The sequence below is a fragment of the Roseibium sp. genome, assembly GCF_965276855.1.
Lineage (GTDB): Bacteria > Pseudomonadota > Alphaproteobacteria > Rhizobiales > Stappiaceae > Roseibium.
On record NZ_OZ255700.1, the window covers coordinates 2,983,006 to 2,998,460 of the forward strand.

The 15,455-nt window shown below is 58.1% G+C and carries 17 protein-coding genes; 13 read left to right on the forward strand and 4 right to left on the reverse strand.

All coding sequences use genetic code 11. The annotated features are described in order from the left end of the window. Nucleotides 1-80: 80 nt before the first annotated feature. The 7 genes from ACQY4Z_RS13755 to ACQY4Z_RS13785 all read left to right on the forward strand — a co-directional run bounded on the left by ACQY4Z_RS13755 (nucleotide 81) and on the right by ACQY4Z_RS13785 (nucleotide 5,365). On the forward strand, nucleotides 81-845 hold the full coding sequence (locus ACQY4Z_RS13755) for a heme ABC transporter permease (RefSeq protein ID WP_008196280.1): 765 nt from the start codon (nucleotides 81-83) through the stop codon (nucleotides 843-845). Nucleotides 846-849: 4 nt separating this feature from the next. Then, a complete protein-coding gene (ccmD, locus tag ACQY4Z_RS13760; RefSeq protein WP_428522127.1) occupies nucleotides 850-1,032 on the forward strand; it encodes a heme exporter protein CcmD in 183 nt (60 codons plus the stop codon). Beyond that, a complete protein-coding gene (locus ACQY4Z_RS13765; RefSeq protein WP_428522129.1) occupies nucleotides 1,029-1,634 on the forward strand; it encodes a DsbE family thiol:disulfide interchange protein in 606 nt (201 codons plus the stop codon). The genes ccmD and ACQY4Z_RS13765 overlap by 4 nt, the downstream gene beginning before the upstream one ends. Nucleotides 1,635-1,777: 143 nt before the next feature. After that, the gene (locus ACQY4Z_RS13770) at nucleotides 1,778-2,551 is read left to right on the forward strand and encodes a DUF1223 domain-containing protein (RefSeq protein ID WP_428522131.1); all 774 of its coding nucleotides are present in this window, start codon (nucleotides 1,778-1,780) and stop codon (nucleotides 2,549-2,551) included. A gap of 342 nt (nucleotides 2,552-2,893) precedes the next feature. Beyond that, the gene (locus ACQY4Z_RS13775) at nucleotides 2,894-3,787 is read left to right on the forward strand and encodes a cation diffusion facilitator family transporter (protein WP_428522133.1); all 894 of its coding nucleotides are present in this window, start codon (nucleotides 2,894-2,896) and stop codon (nucleotides 3,785-3,787) included. Nucleotides 3,788-3,922: 135 nt separating this feature from the next. Continuing rightward, complete coding sequence (locus ACQY4Z_RS13780) at nucleotides 3,923-4,681, forward strand: ABC transporter permease subunit (protein ID WP_428522135.1); 759 nt, start codon at nucleotides 3,923-3,925, stop codon at nucleotides 4,679-4,681. A gap of 15 nt (nucleotides 4,682-4,696) precedes the next feature. Further along, the gene (locus tag ACQY4Z_RS13785; protein WP_428522137.1) at nucleotides 4,697-5,365 is read left to right on the forward strand and encodes an HAD family hydrolase; all 669 of its coding nucleotides are present in this window, start codon (nucleotides 4,697-4,699) and stop codon (nucleotides 5,363-5,365) included. A gap of 26 nt (nucleotides 5,366-5,391) precedes the next feature. Here the strand turns inward: ACQY4Z_RS13785 and ACQY4Z_RS13790 are convergent, their stop codons facing one another. The 3 genes from ACQY4Z_RS13790 to ACQY4Z_RS13800 all read right to left on the reverse strand — a co-directional run bounded on the left by ACQY4Z_RS13790 (nucleotide 5,392) and on the right by ACQY4Z_RS13800 (nucleotide 8,169). Further along, nucleotides 5,392-7,023, reverse strand: coding sequence for an AMP-binding protein (locus ACQY4Z_RS13790; protein ID WP_428522139.1), 1,632 nt, complete (start codon nucleotides 7,021-7,023; stop codon nucleotides 5,392-5,394). 79 nt (nucleotides 7,024-7,102) lie between these two features. Further along, nucleotides 7,103-8,026, reverse strand: coding sequence for a site-specific tyrosine recombinase XerD (xerD, locus tag ACQY4Z_RS13795; RefSeq protein WP_428522141.1), 924 nt, complete (start codon nucleotides 8,024-8,026; stop codon nucleotides 7,103-7,105). Beyond that, nucleotides 8,026-8,169 carry a hypothetical protein gene (locus tag ACQY4Z_RS13800; protein WP_008192774.1) on the reverse strand — a complete coding sequence of 48 codons (144 nt, stop codon included), beginning with the start codon at nucleotides 8,167-8,169 and terminating at the stop codon, nucleotides 8,026-8,028. The genes xerD and ACQY4Z_RS13800 overlap by 1 nt, the downstream gene beginning before the upstream one ends. Before the next feature lie 167 nt (nucleotides 8,170-8,336). Between ACQY4Z_RS13800 and ACQY4Z_RS13805 the strand changes: the two genes are divergently transcribed. The 3 genes from ACQY4Z_RS13805 to ACQY4Z_RS13815 are packed head-to-tail and all read left to right on the forward strand — an operon-like array spanning nucleotide 8,337 to nucleotide 11,411. Next, nucleotides 8,337-8,930, forward strand: coding sequence for a shikimate kinase (locus ACQY4Z_RS13805; RefSeq protein ID WP_428529560.1), 594 nt, complete (start codon nucleotides 8,337-8,339; stop codon nucleotides 8,928-8,930). A gap of 43 nt (nucleotides 8,931-8,973) precedes the next feature. Further along, a complete protein-coding gene (gene aroB / locus ACQY4Z_RS13810; RefSeq protein ID WP_428522144.1) occupies nucleotides 8,974-10,122 on the forward strand; it encodes a 3-dehydroquinate synthase in 1,149 nt (382 codons plus the stop codon). Next, nucleotides 10,119-11,411 (forward strand): HlyC/CorC family transporter, encoded by a 1,293-nt coding sequence (locus tag ACQY4Z_RS13815; protein ID WP_428522146.1) that lies wholly within the window; start codon nucleotides 10,119-10,121, stop codon nucleotides 11,409-11,411. Before aroB ends, ACQY4Z_RS13815 begins: the two co-directional genes overlap by 4 nt. Before the next feature lie 21 nt (nucleotides 11,412-11,432). On the opposite strand, the gene ACQY4Z_RS13820 is transcribed toward ACQY4Z_RS13815, so the two are convergent. Continuing rightward, nucleotides 11,433-11,696 carry a BolA family protein gene (locus ACQY4Z_RS13820; RefSeq protein WP_428522148.1) on the reverse strand — a complete coding sequence of 88 codons (264 nt, stop codon included), beginning with the start codon at nucleotides 11,694-11,696 and terminating at the stop codon, nucleotides 11,433-11,435. 180 nt (nucleotides 11,697-11,876) lie between these two features. On the opposite strand from ACQY4Z_RS13820, the gene ACQY4Z_RS13825 reads away from it, so the two are divergent. The 3 genes from ACQY4Z_RS13825 (at nucleotide 11,877) to cobT (ending at nucleotide 15,453) form a co-directional block, all read left to right on the forward strand. Next, entirely contained in the window at nucleotides 11,877-12,476 is a 600-nt protein-coding gene (locus tag ACQY4Z_RS13825) for a DnaJ domain-containing protein (protein ID WP_428522150.1), read from the forward strand. A 66-nt stretch (nucleotides 12,477-12,542) separates the two neighbouring features. Then, nucleotides 12,543-13,529, forward strand: a complete 987-nt coding sequence (cobS, locus tag ACQY4Z_RS13830) for a cobaltochelatase subunit CobS (protein WP_008192290.1) — start codon at nucleotides 12,543-12,545, stop codon at nucleotides 13,527-13,529. Nucleotides 13,530-13,536: 7 nt separating this feature from the next. After that, a complete protein-coding gene (gene cobT, locus ACQY4Z_RS13835; RefSeq protein WP_428522152.1) occupies nucleotides 13,537-15,453 on the forward strand; it encodes a cobaltochelatase subunit CobT in 1,917 nt (638 codons plus the stop codon). Nucleotides 15,454-15,455 lie beyond the last annotated feature (2 nt).

Here is a 15,455-nt window from a genome sequence, read left to right on the forward strand (position 1 = left end):
CGCTATATTGATAGCCCTCAATGCCTCCTGCGGCAGACTTGTCCATTGAAGCAGGCAAAGCTCTAGATTAGAACGGTTCCATGGCATTCTGGGATTACGCAAATCCGACGCGGTTTTTGAGGTTCGTGCAGGTGGTCCTCCCCTGGTTGACAGGGCTGTGTCTCCTGTTGTTCGCGGTCGGGCTTTACATGAGCTTCTTCGTCGCGCCGGAGGACTATCAGCAAGGGGACACGGTGCGGATCATGTACATCCATGTCCCTGCCGCCTGGCTGTGCATGATGTGCTACTCGGTGATGACCCTGTCGTCGATCGGAACCTTGGTCTGGAAGCATCCGCTGGCGGACGTTTCGGCGAAAAGTGCTGCTCCGATCGGTGCCGCCTTTACCTTTATGGCGCTCGTGACCGGCTCCTTGTGGGGCAAGCCCATGTGGGGCACCTACTGGGTCTGGGATGCCCGCCTGACGTCTGTCCTCGTCCTTTTCATCATGTATCTGGGCCTGATGACACTGTGGCGCACGATGGAAGACCCGATCAAGGCCGGGAAAGCTGCGGCTGTTCTGACGCTCGTCGGCGCCCTGAACCTGCCGATCATCAAATTTTCCGTCGATTGGTGGAACACACTTCATCAGCCGGCAAGTGTGATGCGGTTTGATGGCCCGACCATTCACCCGGATATCTTGTGGCCGCTGTTGGTGATGGCCGTTGCCTTCACGCTGATGTTCTTCGTTCTTCACTTGATGGCCATGCGCAATGAAATCCTGCGGCGGCGTGTCCGCGCTCTGCGGATGCGTGCAGCGAGTGCCGCACAGCCAGGTCCTGCCGGGGCCGCCCAACCTGCGGAGTGACGTCATGGATCTTGGACCACACGCCGGATTTATCCTCGCCTCTTATGGCCTGTGCCTATTAACGGTCCTGGTCCTGATCGCATGGGTGCGATTGGACAAGGCCGCGCAGGAAAAAGCTCTGAACGACCTCGCCGACCAAGGCATCAAACGCGCACGGCCGGAAGACAGGAGCACTCAGGCCTCATGAGCACACTTGAAAATGGTTCGGGATCTGAGCTCAAAAAACGTGGCTTTCCGGTCCTCGTTCTGCTGCCCTTGATTGTTTTTGCAGCGCTTGCCGGGCTGTTTCTGTTTCAGCTGACGCTCGGAGACGATCCGAGCAAGATCCCATCCGCGCTGATCAATAAACCTGCGCCGGAGTTTTCCTTAGAGCCGCTTGAGGGCTTGTCTGAAAACGGCGCTCCGATGCCCGGATTTTCGCGTGAAGACCTGATCGGTCAGGTTACCGTCGTGAACATCTTTGCGTCCTGGTGCGGCCCGTGCCGGCAGGAGCACCCGCTCCTGGAAGAATTGGCGAAGCTGGATGGGTTCCAGCTCCTGGGGATCAACTACAAGGACAAAGCCGCGAACGCGCGCCGGTTCCTTGGAAGTCTCGGCAACCCTTATGACCGCATCGGCGTCGATGACAGCGGACGGACAGCCATCAACTGGGGTGTCTACGGCGTTCCGGAAACCTTCATTGTCGATAAGACCGGCACCATCCGCTACAAGTTCATCGGCCCGCTCGATCCGCAAAGCTATGAGACCGGTTTCCTTCCGGAACTGCGGAAGATTATGGCCGAGGGGTGAAACCCTTGCGCTGATCACGGGCTGTCTTTCAATTTTCACAAACGTGCGAAAAATCAGTGGTGCGCGCGCTATCACCGGCACGTGACTCGCTCTTTACAAGGTGCCTGCCTATCTTACTGAAAACAGTTACGGGACAAGAGCCAATGGTGGGCATCCATACCCGGACAGCACGACACGCTGTCCGAGCGTGTTTTATTTTTGTTTGCGGATTATTTGCGGCGGGCATTTCCTCGAATGCTGCGAACGCGGGGCCGCAGAAGGTCGTCGAGCTCTTCACCAGCCAAGGCTGCTCCTCTTGCCCGCCGGCTGACCGGCTCGCCGAGCAGCTTGTGCAGGAAGAGGACGACATTCTGACGTTGGTATTGCCGGTCGATTACTGGGATTACCTTGGATGGAAAGACACGCTTGCGAGCCCGGTTCATTCGCAGCGCCAGCGCGCCTATGCACAAAAACGCGGCGACCGGTCGGTTTACACTCCGCAAATGGTGATCAACGGTGAGGAACATGTTGTCGGAAGCCGCGAGGCGGATGTCCGTGCCGCCTTGAAGCGCGCTGAGCCGCTTGCAACTGACGTGACGCTCAAAATCTCGGATATGGCCGTTGAGGCTAAAGTCAGCGGTGAGCTGCCTGCGGGTGCAAAAATGGCAACCGTCTATTTCTTGCGCGTGCAGGATGAAGCGACAGTGGACATTGGTCGCGGGGAAAATGCGGGGCGCGAAATCACCTATGTGAACGTCGTTCGGGATCTTATGCCGATGGGCATGTGGTCGGGCGGCGAAGAGACGTTCCGCATGGCAAAGACGAAGCTGAACCTGATCAGCGACGCCCGGTGCATTATCCTGATCCAGGTTGAGGATAATGAGGGGCCCGGCCAGATCATTGGCGCTGCGGCGATGGATTGGAAGAAGGGTTTTTAGGTGCTGCTGCCAGCCGGTCCGCACAAGTTCCGAGAACCTGCCAACCCACCAAAACACCCCGGCCAACAGGCGGGGATTTTTGCAAGGCTATCAGGCCAAGTGCTGTTTGAGCGTTGATCGGTTTTAGAGCAAGTCGCGTTCAAACGAATTCAGGTGCCCCTGCCACTCGGCTTTGTCTCGTACGCGAAACCTGAAGCAGCCTGAAATCAATGAAAAACGACACGCTATAAGTCTCCGTTTTTCACTTGATAGTCCCGATTGCCGGTTGTCTTGAGGGCAAAACCTGTTACCCCTTGCAGCGCTCAGAAAACCAGCGGGCCGCCGAGGCCTTAGGGGGTCTTAATGGCGGTTGGCTCGCAGCTCCGTATTGCCTTTTTCAGCATTGCAATCGGTCTTGTGGTCCTTGGCCTGAAATTCGGTGCCTACTGGCTGACCGGGTCTGTTGCGCTCTACTCCGACGCGCTTGAGACCATCGTCAACGTTGCCTCATCCTTCGCAGCTCTGATAGCCGTCTGGTTCGCGTCAAAACCTGCCGACAGCAATCATCCTTATGGTCATGACAAGGCAGAGTATTTCGCCGCCGTTCTTGTTGGCGTGATGATTGTGTTGGCCGCCTTGTCGATCTTCAGGGCCGCCTGGATGGGGCTTGTACACGGCGACAGTCCCGATTTTTCACCGCTTGGCATCGGGCTGAATGTTCTGGCCGCACTGATCAATGGGCTTTGGGCGGCTTATCTGATGCGGGTCGGCCGAAAAGTCCGGTCGCCGGCGCTTGTCGCCGATGGCAAGCACCTTTTCACCGATGTTGTCAGTTCCCTCGGTGTCCTCATTGGCGTGGTCCTCGTTCTTCTGACCGGTTGGGCGATCCTGGACTCGGTCTTGGCGATTTTGGTTGGCCTCACGGTCTTGTGGTCCGGTTGGGGACTGGTCAAAGAATCTGTCGGTGGCCTTATGGACGAGGCAGCTTCAGCCGATGTTCTCGAAAAGATCCGGCTGCAGATTTCCGAGCAAGGCGAAGGCGCGCTGGAAGCGCATGATCTGCGAACGCGTATCGCCGGAAAGACGACCTTCATTGATTTTCATCTCGTGGTTTCCGGCTCCATGACCGTTGAAGCAGCCCATGAGATCTGCGACCGGATCGAGGCAGCTATCAGTGAAGATGTGCCGGGCGCCCGGATTACCATACACGTGGAGCCGGAACACAAGGCAAAGCATTCGGGTATTGTCGTGCTCTAAGCCTTTTCAATTCGCTGCGAATGGGTCTACTCTCCGCGCTCTTTCTTGTTTTCCGGAACACTCCTGATGCCATCCTGGCGGCGTTTTCGCGCTCAATTTGTTGACCATGTCATTCTGATAACCGGCGCTTTGTTCATGAGCTTGCCGGTTTACGCCTTGTTTGCAGCAACCACGCATGCGCCTGGCACGCGGATCGCACCGCGCCTGGATATCGGGGCGCATGGTCTTGAGAACTACACCGCGTTTTTCACAACAAGTGCTGGCTTTTCCGGCGATGTGACGGCTGCCCTTATGCTTTGGAATTCTTTCGTTTTCGGGGCAGGATTTGCTGCGTTGAAAACCGTGGTCTCGCTTCTGGCTGCCTTTGCGCTTCTCTATTTCAGGGTCCGGTTTGCGACGTTTATCTTCTGGCTACTGCTGTTGACCTTGATGCTCCCATTGGAATCCCGGTTTCTCGCAACCTATGCCGTTGCCGTCGATCTGGGTCTCGTCAACACGCGCGCCGGACTGATCCTACCGCTCGCCGCATCCGGGCTGGGGACTTTGTTTTTCCGGCAATTCCTGATGACGGTACCCGATACGCTCCAGGAATCCGCACGGCTGGACGGGGCAGGGCCATTGCGGTTCCTGGCCGATATCCTGGCGCCCTTGTGCCTGCCCACAGCATCTGCGTTGTTTCTGGTGCTTTTCGTCACCGGCTGGAACCAGTACCTCTGGCCGGTCATGATCACATCCGATGAAGCGTCCTACACAGTTGTCAGGGGGATGCAGTTTTTCGGACAGAACAGCCTGTCCGGGGTCATGCTCGCGGTTGTCGCGGTTTTGCCTCCTGCCATCCTTGTCATCTTGTTTCAAAGACAGGTGGTTAAAGGTCTCTTCGACGGTTCACACTAACGAATTTGGAAACATATGACTTTTGAGGCAATTCTGTTCGACTGCGATGGCGTTCTGGTCGATTCTGAAAAAATTTATGTTGAGGTGGAGCGTGAACATCTCGCCCGGATCGGACTGAATTATAGCCTGGACGACTACATGAGCCGCTTTCAGGGGCTTGGAAGCGCTGATTTCTGGGTCAAACTAGACGATGATCACCGCGCGTTGGGCAAAGGGCCTCTGCCCGAAACGTTTGGTCCGGAACTCGATGCCGCCACCTTGGAGCGGATCAATTCCGAGCTTGCAGAAATCGCCGGGATCAAGACCTTGCTCGAAGCGCATGACGGTCCGCGAGCGGTTGCCTCATCGTCGCGCCTCCACCGTCTGATCCATAAGCTTCAACACACAGGACTTCACGACTATTTTGCGCCGCATATCTACTCCGGCGAACAAGTGACCAACGGCAAACCGGCACCGGACTTGTTTGTGTTTGCGGCTGAAAAACTGGGTGTTGCACCGGCAAACTGCCTGGTGATCGAGGACAGCTCCAATGGTGTTCAGGCCGGTCTGGCTGCCGGGATGACCGTTTGGGGATTTGTCGGCGGCGGGCACAGTCATGATGGTCACGCGGAGCAGCTTCAAAGTGCGGGCGCACACAAGGTGGTGGACAGCCATGCGGATCTCTCCGCCTTGCTGGCTGCCTGATCGTCCGGATTTAAGAGACGTTTTCTTTATGCGACTTCTTCGCGGGCCTGATTGCGCAAAATTCTGCGAATGACCTTGCCTGTCGTGGTCATGGGCAGGGAATCCACAAAACCAATTTCACGTGGGTATTCATGCGCCGATAATCGATCCCGAACGAACGAGCGAATGCTGTCTTCCAGGGCGGGTGTCGGCTGTTCCCCGGTTTTCAGTACCACATAGGCTTTGACGATTTCGGTGCGCAGCGGGTCCGGTTTTCCAACCGCTGCGGCCAGCGCAACGGCCGGATGTTTGATCAGGCAGTCTTCAATTTCCCCCGGACCGATCCGGTAACTGGCGGAGGTGATGAGGTCATCGTCACGGCCGACGAAATGGACATACCCGTCCTCATCCATCACTCCTTGATCGCCGGTGATCATCCAGTCGCCGATAAACTTGTCCTTCGTCGCCTCCGGTTTGTTCCAATACTCAAGGAACATCACGGGATCCGGACGCCTTACAGCGATTTGACCGAGCGTTTCTGCAGGCACAGGATTTCCGGCTTCATCAATGATGGCAACGTCATGGCCGGGCGTTGCCTTGCCGATTGCACCAGAGCGGGTAACGCCCAAGGCCGCGCTGGAGCCGAGGACTGCGTTGCTTTCGGTTTGGCCATAGAACTCGTTGACCTTGAAGCCGAATTCATCCGCGAACCAGTCGTAGGTTTCTTTGCCGAGCGATTCTCCGGCTGAGCCCACACTGCGCCAGTTTAACTTGAACCGGCTGGCCGGATTTTCGACCGCCCGCAGCATGCGCAATGCAGTTGGTGGGATGAAGGCGTTGCGGATCTTCTGTTGCTCCAAGAGCCGGAATGCGAATTCCGGATCGAACTTCCGTGAAGCGTGGCAGACAACGGGAACCCCGAGCGACAGAGCTGGGAAAAGGGCGTTCAGGAGACCGCCCGCCCAAGCCCAATCGGCCGGTGTCCAGAAGAGGTCGTCCGGTTGTCCCAGGAAGTTTTGCGAGAGTTCAATCCCTGGCATGTGCCCCATCAGCACCCGGTGGCCGTGGAGCACGCCTTTGGGTTGGCCCGTGGTGCCGGACGTATAGATCATCAAGGCCGGGTCATTCGGGCTGGTCTGAACTGTTTGAAATGTGTCTGAGGCGCGCTCCTGCAACTCAGAAAATGCTTCAACGCCTTGCTCTGCTCCATCAACGGAGATGACCAACTCCAGACCGGGGAGTTGATCCCGGACCTCGTTCAGCTTGGCAAGGCCTGCGGTGTCTGTCACCAAAGCCTTCGCCCCGGAATCAGACAGCCGGTAACTGAGGGCTTCCAAGCCGAACAGGGCGGCCAATGGAACCGCGATCGCACCGATTTTATACGTGGCAAGATGTGCAATGGCGGTTTGCGGGATTTGCGGCAGGAGCAGAGCGACCCGATCTCCGGGTTTTACTCCGAGTGCCTGTAAGGCGTTCGCAAAGCGGTTCGCAGCCCGGTTCAGTTCCAGGTGGCTCCAGTCTTCGGTCTGCCCGTCGTCAAACACACGCCGGATCGCTAGCCGGTCTGGTGTTGCGGCTGCCCATTGATCGCTGACAACCGAAGCTATGTTGTACGCCGTCGGCTGAGGCCACATGAAATTCCTGGTGAGCGTGTCGTAAGTGCTGGCGGGCTGCAGCATGTTTCCAAGTCCGGTGCTAAAATTTTAGGCAGCGGAGTGTAGGTGTTGCTTTGCTGCGGCGCAACAGAGGATTTGCGGCCTATTTCCGGGCAAGTGGATGGGCCGTTTCCACCAGTTCCCGCAGCCGCTCATCCAGCACATGGGTATATATTTGTGTGGTGGAAATGTCCGCGTGTCCAAGAAGTTGCTGGACCACGCGCAGGTCCGCTCCGTTTTGCAAGAGATGCGATGCAAAGGCATGCCTCAAGACGTGCGGGGAGACTTGCGACGGATCCAACCCTGCTGCAATCGTGAGATCTTTGAGGTCCCGACCGAAGTGTTGACGCGTCAAATGCCCGCTTCCCCCATGAGAGGGGAACAGCCACGGACTGTTTTCATAAGCGCCTTCCGCCGAACGCAGCCCAACATACATCTTCATGGCAGACTGTGCGGCATGAGACAAAGGAACTAGGCGCTCCTTGCCGCCCTTGCCCTTGATCTCAATCAGCCGTGCGTCCCTCAAGGCGGCGGTGACGGGTAGTGCTACCAGCTCGGAGACCCGGAGCCCGGTCGCATAAAGCACCTCGATGAGCGTGTACATGCGCTGCGCGCGCAAGGCGGCTGCTTTTGATTTGTGAGACGCTTCTGTTTGCAGACGTGCCGTTTCGATCAAGCGATCGACGTCGTCCATGGAGAGGACTTTTGGCAGGCTGCCGCGTTTCTTAGGTGCCGATAACGTCCGGGTCGGATCGTCCTGGCGGCTGCCTTCTGAATATAGGAACTTGTAGAACTGCTTGAGGGCCGATAGCCGCCGTGCCTGAGAACTTTCAGCGAAACCGCGGCGGGTGAGGTCGCTCATATAGGCTGATATGTGGTCCGAGTTTGCCTCAGCCAGTTTTGTCCGGCTGAGAAAACCGGAAAAGTCTTCCAGGTCCCGCCGATAACCTGCCAGCGTGTTTTCCGCCGCGCCCCGTTCTGCGGCGAGCATTTCCAGGAAATTCTCCAGATCGAACCCGGTTGCCATCAGCGGCCAAACCCATCCTTCTTGACCCGCACGGTGATCTCGCGTTCGCGTGGCTCCACGAATGTCGCCAGAGAATAGACCGCGCCGTAGCCGAGTGCGCCCAAAATCAGGAGCACGATCAAAAGGCGGGTGAGCGTTGGCACGTCGGTCTCCGTTGGTGTCGAATCAGACTTCTTGGCATGGTTCCCCAAGCTGTTGATTGTTGCAAGTTCGCTGCGCAGCACAAGCGCTGATGTTTCGCGCTGTGCCCTCGTGCGTTTTGCAGCGAATATGGTAAAACGCCGCCATGAAGAAACACGAAAACACCCAGATGTCCCAGAACCCAGCCAATGACAGGGAAGAGGACACGGTTGATCTGAAGACTCTCGTTGCTGCACTCGGCAACCGGTCGATTGTGCTGGTCGGCATTATGGGCTGCGGCAAATCAACGGTGGGCAAACGTCTTGCTCAGAGGCTCGGCCTGGAATTTGTGGACGCCGACAGCGAGATTGAACGCGCTGCGAATATGACCGTTTCGGAAATCTTCGCAGAACATGGCGAGCCCTACTTCCGCAGCGGCGAAGAGCGTGTGATTGCCCGGCTTCTGCAAGAAGGGCCGCAGGTTCTGGCCACCGGGGGCGGTGCTTTCATGAGCGATACGACCCGGTCGGAAATTGAGGCACATGGCCTGTCGATCTGGCTGAAGGTGGATTTTGAGACTGTCATGGCGCGGGTGCGCCGGCGATCAACGCGTCCGCTTCTGCGCAATCCAGATCCGGAAGGCACCATGCGCAAGCTGATGGCCGAACGCGAACCGGTCTACGCACAGGCAAAATTGACGGTGACCTCGAAAGACGTGCCGCACGAGGCCGTTGTTGACCAGATCGTCCTGACCCTCGCAGACCACCTTTATGGACAAGGCTGACGCAGCCTTTTCTGACAACCATTGCAGTTTGGAAATCAAGCAAATGGCAAATCTGGACGCCGCTGACGCCAACACGTCGCAAGCAATGCAAACCGTTCGGGTGGACCTCGGGGCGCGCAGTTACGATATCCGCATCGGACGGAATGTTCTGGAAACAGCAGGAGCGGAAATTGCCGCGGTTTTGCCGGGCGCCCGGCTGGCGGTCATTGCGGATGAAAATGTCGCCAGACTTCACCTTTCAGCTTTTGGGGCCAGCCTGGAGAAGGCGGGGATTGACTTCACGCCGATCACGGTGCCGGCCGGGGAGAGCACCAAGTGCTTTTCGCAGTTTGAGCGTTTGTGCGATGAAGTCCTGAACGCACGGCTTGAACGCAACGACGCAATCGTTGCTCTGGGCGGCGGTGTGGTTGGTGACTTGACCGGGTTTGTGGCGTCTGCGGTGCGCCGGGGCATGGCCTTCATCCAGGTGCCAACATCCTTGCTGGCGCAGGTCGACAGTTCCGTCGGCGGAAAAACCGGGATCAACTCGCGTCACGGCAAGAACCTGATTGGCGCGTTTCATCAGCCGGCGCTCGTATTGGCCGATACGGCAATTCTGGACACGCTCACTCCGCGCGATTTCCGGGCCGGTTACGCTGAAGTCGCGAAGTATGGCCTTCTTGGTGATGCGGACTTCTTTGCGTGGCTGGAAACCAACTGGCAGGGCATCTTTGCTGGCGGACAAGAACGGGACGATGCCGTTGCCCGGTCCTGCCAGGCAAAAGCCGATGTTGTTGCCGCCGACGAACTGGAATCCGGCCGCAGGGCGCTTCTGAATCTCGGCCATACATTTGGTCATGCGCTGGAGGGCGCAGTGTCCTATGAAACCGAGCGTCTTGTGCATGGTGAAGGTGTTTCCATCGGCATGATGTTGGCGCATGAGTTTTCTGAAAAACTCGGCCTGATTGGGGCAGACACTGTTGGCCGGGTTGAGAAGCACCTGACAGATGTCGGACTGCCGATCCGGATCACCGATATTCCGGGGCAACTGCCCGGTGTCGAAGTGTTCATGGATCTGATTGCGCAGGACAAAAAGGTGAGCCGGGGCGCATTGACGTTCGTTTTGACGAAGGGAATCGGGGAGGCCTTTGTCGAAAAGGGTGTTGATCCCTATCTGGTGTCAGAGTTCTTAAAGGAAAAACTGAACCCATGACCGAGACCGCACTCTGGCTCTCCATTGCCGCCATCTTTTTTCTTCTGTTTCTGTCCGGTTTCTTTTCCGGCTCCGAAACAGCGCTGACTGCTGCGTCGCGCGCAAGGGTGCACCAGCTTGAAAAAACCGGAGACTGGCGAGCCCGGGTTGCGGGGCGGTTGATTGCGTCGAGGGAACGCCTGATCGGCGCGCTCTTGCTGGGCAACAATCTGGTCAACATTCTTGCCTCAGCTCTGGCGACAACAGTTTTTCTGGCGCTGTTCGGCGAAGCCGGCGTGGCAATTGCGACTTTGGTCATGACCGCGCTCGTCCTGGTTTTTGCGGAAGTTCTTCCCAAAACCTGGGCGATTTCCAATCCCGAGCGGTTCGCGTTGACGGTGTCGCCGATCGTGCGCGTTGTTGTCGCGGTGTTCGGCCCGGTTGTGATTGGGGTCGAATGGATCGTGCGCATGCTCCTGAAGATGCTCGGCGTGAATATCGGAGACGATGCGTCAATCCTGTCCGCGCATGAGGAACTGCGTGGCGCCGTTGATTTGCAGCACATGGAAGGCGGTCTGGAAAAAGGCGAGCGTGACCGTATCGGCGGTTTGTTGGATCTGGCTGAGCTGGAAGTCTCCGATGTGATGGTCCACCGGACAAACATGGTGGCGCTCAACGCAGACGAAGACCCGGCCAATCTGGTTGAGGCAGCCCTTGCCTCGCCTCACACCCGCCTGCCGCTGTGGCGCGGGGAAAGTGACAACTTTGTTGGGGTCCTGCACGCCAAGGATCTGCTGCGCGCACTCAATTCCGCGAAGGGCGACACCTCCAAAATCAACATTTTGGAGATAGCCGCACCGGCCTGGTTTGTTCCGGACACGACCAGTCTGCAGGACCAGCTGAACGCCTTCCTGCGTCGGAAGGCGCACTTTGCTCTCGTCGTCGACGAATACGGCGAGGTGATGGGCCTCGTGACGCTGGAAGATATTCTTGAAGAGATCGTCGGCGAGATTGCGGACGAACATGATCTGGAGCTGGAAGGCTTGCGTCCGCAAGCGGACGGTTCCGTCATTGTTGATGGCTCTGTACCGATCCGGGATCTCAATCGCGCAGCGGATTGGAACTTGCCGGATGACGAGGCAACGACCATTGCCGGCCTGGTTATTCATGAGGCGCGGATGATCCCGGAAGAGCGTCAGATCTTCACGTTCCACGGGTTCCGCTTCACGGTTCTGCGGCGGGAGAAAAACCGGATCACACGGCTCCGGATCATGCCACTCAGCAAAATCCGGGCGGCGGCTTCTGCTTGATCCGATCGGTGCGCCCGAGAACTATTCGGCTTTTTTGACTTCGATGGCCAGCGCGTGAACGCTGCTGGCAAGTTCGTCTGCCAGAACGTCATTGATCGCGCGGTGCTGTCCGACGCGGGACATCGACTGAAAGGCGTCAGCGGCAATCTGAACCCGGAAATGGGTTTCGCCGCCCTCGCGCCACCCACCATGTCCGCGATGGTTTTCTGATTCGTCGATGACGTTGAGATGAGACGGTGCAAAAGCGGCCGTCAGTTTGTCGGTAATGGTCTGTTTCATGCTCATGTCCGGACTTTGGGGAGCACGGATTAAAAGTTCAAGTCTAGGCGTGTGCTGTACAGCCTGATATTGTCTCAGGCTGTTTGATTTCCTGCGCCGGGTTCATCGTCCAAAAGACTTTGGAAGACGGCCAAATACCACCGTCACCGGCTTGCCCGGTGGATACAAGATCCCATAATCGACCCAATGAAACTCGATTCAAAAATATTCGACAGCATCCGGGTGAAGCCGGACAAAGAGCGCAAGGAGCGGATGTCCGAGGACCGGCATCCCGTTTGTGAACACCCGGGGTGTAATCGCCCTGGTACACACAAGGCGCCAAAGGGCCGGGACCGCGAAGGCCAGTACTTTCACTTCTGCGTCGACCATGTTCGCGAATACAATAAGACGTATAACTACTTCAACGGTATGGGCGACGATGACGTCCGCAGTTACCAGAAGGACAGCCTGACCGGGCACCGCCCGACCTGGAAAATGGGCGTCAACCGGCAGGCGGCCGATGGACCTGACGGGTTTGACGCAAGGGCATCGATGCGCGGCAATGCGCAACGCCGGGCCGAACAAGTGCGCCGTCCGCGCGAAAGAAAGCTTTTGACGCTTGAAAAACGGTCGCTTGATGTGCTCAATCTGCCGTACACAGCACGTGGAAGCGAAATCAAAGCGCGCTATAAAGAACTTGTGAAATTAAACCATCCGGATGCCAATGGCGGGGATCGCTCTTCGGAAGACCGCCTGCGGGAAATCATTCAGGCGTACAACGTTCTGAAAAAGGCCGGTTTCCTCTAAGCTTGCAGGCCCCTGCTTGCTTTTCCCAAACGACCCATCCCGGCGCTCCGGGACTGCGGAGGACTGATGACTGAGACGACGACTGCGGCCATGGCGATGCCGGATACTGAAATTTCCGTCGAAGAGGTGTTTGGCTTCAAGTCGGACCTGAAGGTACCGGCCTTTTCCACGCCGTCAGAGCATGTGCCGGAACCGGATCCCGATTATCTTTTTGACCGGGCAACGACCCTCGCAATTCTGGCGGGTTTTGCGCACAATCGCCGCGTGATGGTGACCGGCTACCACGGGACGGGCAAATCGACGCACATCGAGCAGGTTGCCTCGCGTCTGAATTGGCCGTGTATCCGGGTCAACCTCGACAGTCACATCTCGCGTATCGATCTGGTCGGTAAAGACGCAATTGTTCTGAAGGACGGTCAGCAAGTTACCGAATTCAAGGACGGCATTCTGCCGTGGGCCTATCAGCACAATGTTGCGCTGGTGTTCGACGAATACGATGCAGGCCGTCCGGACGTGATGTTCGTAATCCAGCGGATTCTGGAGTCTTCGGGCCGTTTGACGCTTCTCGACCAGAGCCGGGTCATCCGCCCGCACGCCGCCTTCCGGTTGTTCGCAACTGCCAACACGGTCGGGCTCGGCGATACGTCCGGTCTTTATCACGGCACGCAGCAGATCAACCAGGCACAGATGGACCGCTGGTCGATCGTCACCACGCTGAACTATCTGCCGCACGACAACGAAGTCGACATTGTTCTGTCGAAGGCCAAGCACTTCCAGAACGATGAAGGCCGGAACACGGTGTCCAAGATGGTTCGTCTTGCGGACATGACCCGGAACGCATTCATCAACGGAGATCTCTCTACTGTGATGAGCCCGCGGACGGTCATCACCTGGGCGGAAAACGCGGAAATCTTTGGTGATGTCGGCTTCTCCTTCCGTCTGACCTTTCTGAACAAGTGCGACGACATGGAGCAGTCACTTGTGGCAGAGTTCTATCAACGCTGCTTCGGTGAGGATCTGCCGGAATCCGCTGTCAACGTTGTAATGAGCTGAGGTCCCGATGGCGCCGCGGCCAGGTAGCAACTCTCTTCCGGGCAACAAGCCCGCCCCGACGACGGAACCGCTGAAACAGTCCGTCGCAGGAACCATGCGGGCGATTTCGGGCGAGGCGGAGCTGGAAGTCACCTTCTCCGGCGACCGGCCGGGCTTGTCGGGTCTGTCTGCCCGCTTGCCTGAACCGTCCCGAAAGCTGAATGCGCATGAGGTCGCGGTCACACGCGGGCTCTCGGATTCCATGGCGCTCAAGATCGCGTGCCACGACAAGGCTGTTCACGCCAAAAACATGCCCCAGGGCATGGATGCGCGGGCGATCTTCGAGGCCGTTGAACAAGCACGCTGTGAAGCGGTCGGCGCCCGCCGGATGCAGGGGGTGGCCGACAACCTGGCCGTGATGCTCAACGACAAGTATCGCAAGTCCGGCGCGCCGGACATTGCGAGCCGGGAAGAAGCCCCGCTTCAAGACGCTCTGTCGCTGATCGTCCGTGAACGCCTGACCGGTGCCAAGCCGCCGGAAAGTGCGGCCAAGCTGGTCGACATGTGGCGCGACTGGGTGGAAAGCAAGGCCGGCGCGGAGCTTGACGGTCTCGAAGCCGAGGTCGAGGACCAAAACGGATTTGCCTCGCGTTTGCGCGACGTCCTTAAGTCCCTCGATATGGCGGATGAGCTGGGTGAGCAGGACGAGGACCTCGATCCCGATCAGAACGAAGACGCCGGCAACAACGACGAGGCCGAAACCGGGGAGGACACCGAAGACGACAGCGGTGAGCAGGAAGCTGCACCTCAGGAAATGGAACTTTCCGGGGAAGAGCAGGACGCCGGTGACACGGAAGCCTCTGAAGCCGACTTCGACCAGATGGTCGACCAGGATATGGCTGACGATTCTGAAGAAGCCGGCGAAAGCGACCGTCAGGATCATCCGTTCTCCAACAAGCCGCCTGAATCCGATTACCGGGTGTTCACGACCCAGTTCGATGAAACGATCACGGCTGAAGAACTGTGTGACACCGCCGAGCTGGACCGGCTTCGCGGTTTCCTCGACAAGCAGCTGACCCATCTGCAAGGGGCCGTGGCCCGCCTTGCCAACCGGTTACAGCGCAAGTTGATGGCCCAGCAGAACCGGGCCTGGGATTTTGACCTTGAAGAAGGTCTTCTGGACACTGCGCGCCTGACCCGAGCTGTGACCGACCCGATGGCACCTCTGGCGTTCAAGCAAGAGCGGGATACCAACTTCCGGGACACCGTCGTCACGCTGCTTCTGGACAACTCCGGCTCCATGCGCGGCCGGCCGATCACGGTGGCGGCCACCTGTGCCGACATTCTTGCGCGGACGCTGGAACGGTGCGGCGTGAAAGTCGAAATTCTCGGCTTCACCACGAAAGCCTGGAAGGGCGGTCAGTCGCGCGAAAGCTGGATTGGCGCGGGCAAACCGCCAACACCGGGCCGGCTGAATGATCTACGGCATATCATCTACAAGTCCGCTGATGCGCCCTGGCGGCGTGCCCGGCGCAATCTCGGCTTGATGATGCGCGAGGGCCTCCTGAAAGAGAACATCGATGGGGAGGCGCTGCTCTGGGCGCATGACCGGTTGATGGCCCGGCCGGAACAACGCCGCATCCTTATGATGATTTCCGATGGCGCACCGGTTGATGACACGACCTTATCGGTCAATCCGGGCAACTATCTGGAGCGTCACCTGCGCCATGTGATCGAGGACATTGAAACGCGCTCGCCGGTGGAGCTGATTGCTATCGGCATCGGCCACGACGTGACACGCTACTATCGCCGTGCTGTCACCATTGTCGATGCCGAGGAGCTTGCCGGGGCCATGACCGATCAGCTCGCCGACCTCTTTGACGACGAGGTCCAGATGGCGGCGCAATTCGGCAGAGGCCGCCAGCGCCGGGCTGGGCGCCGATGAGT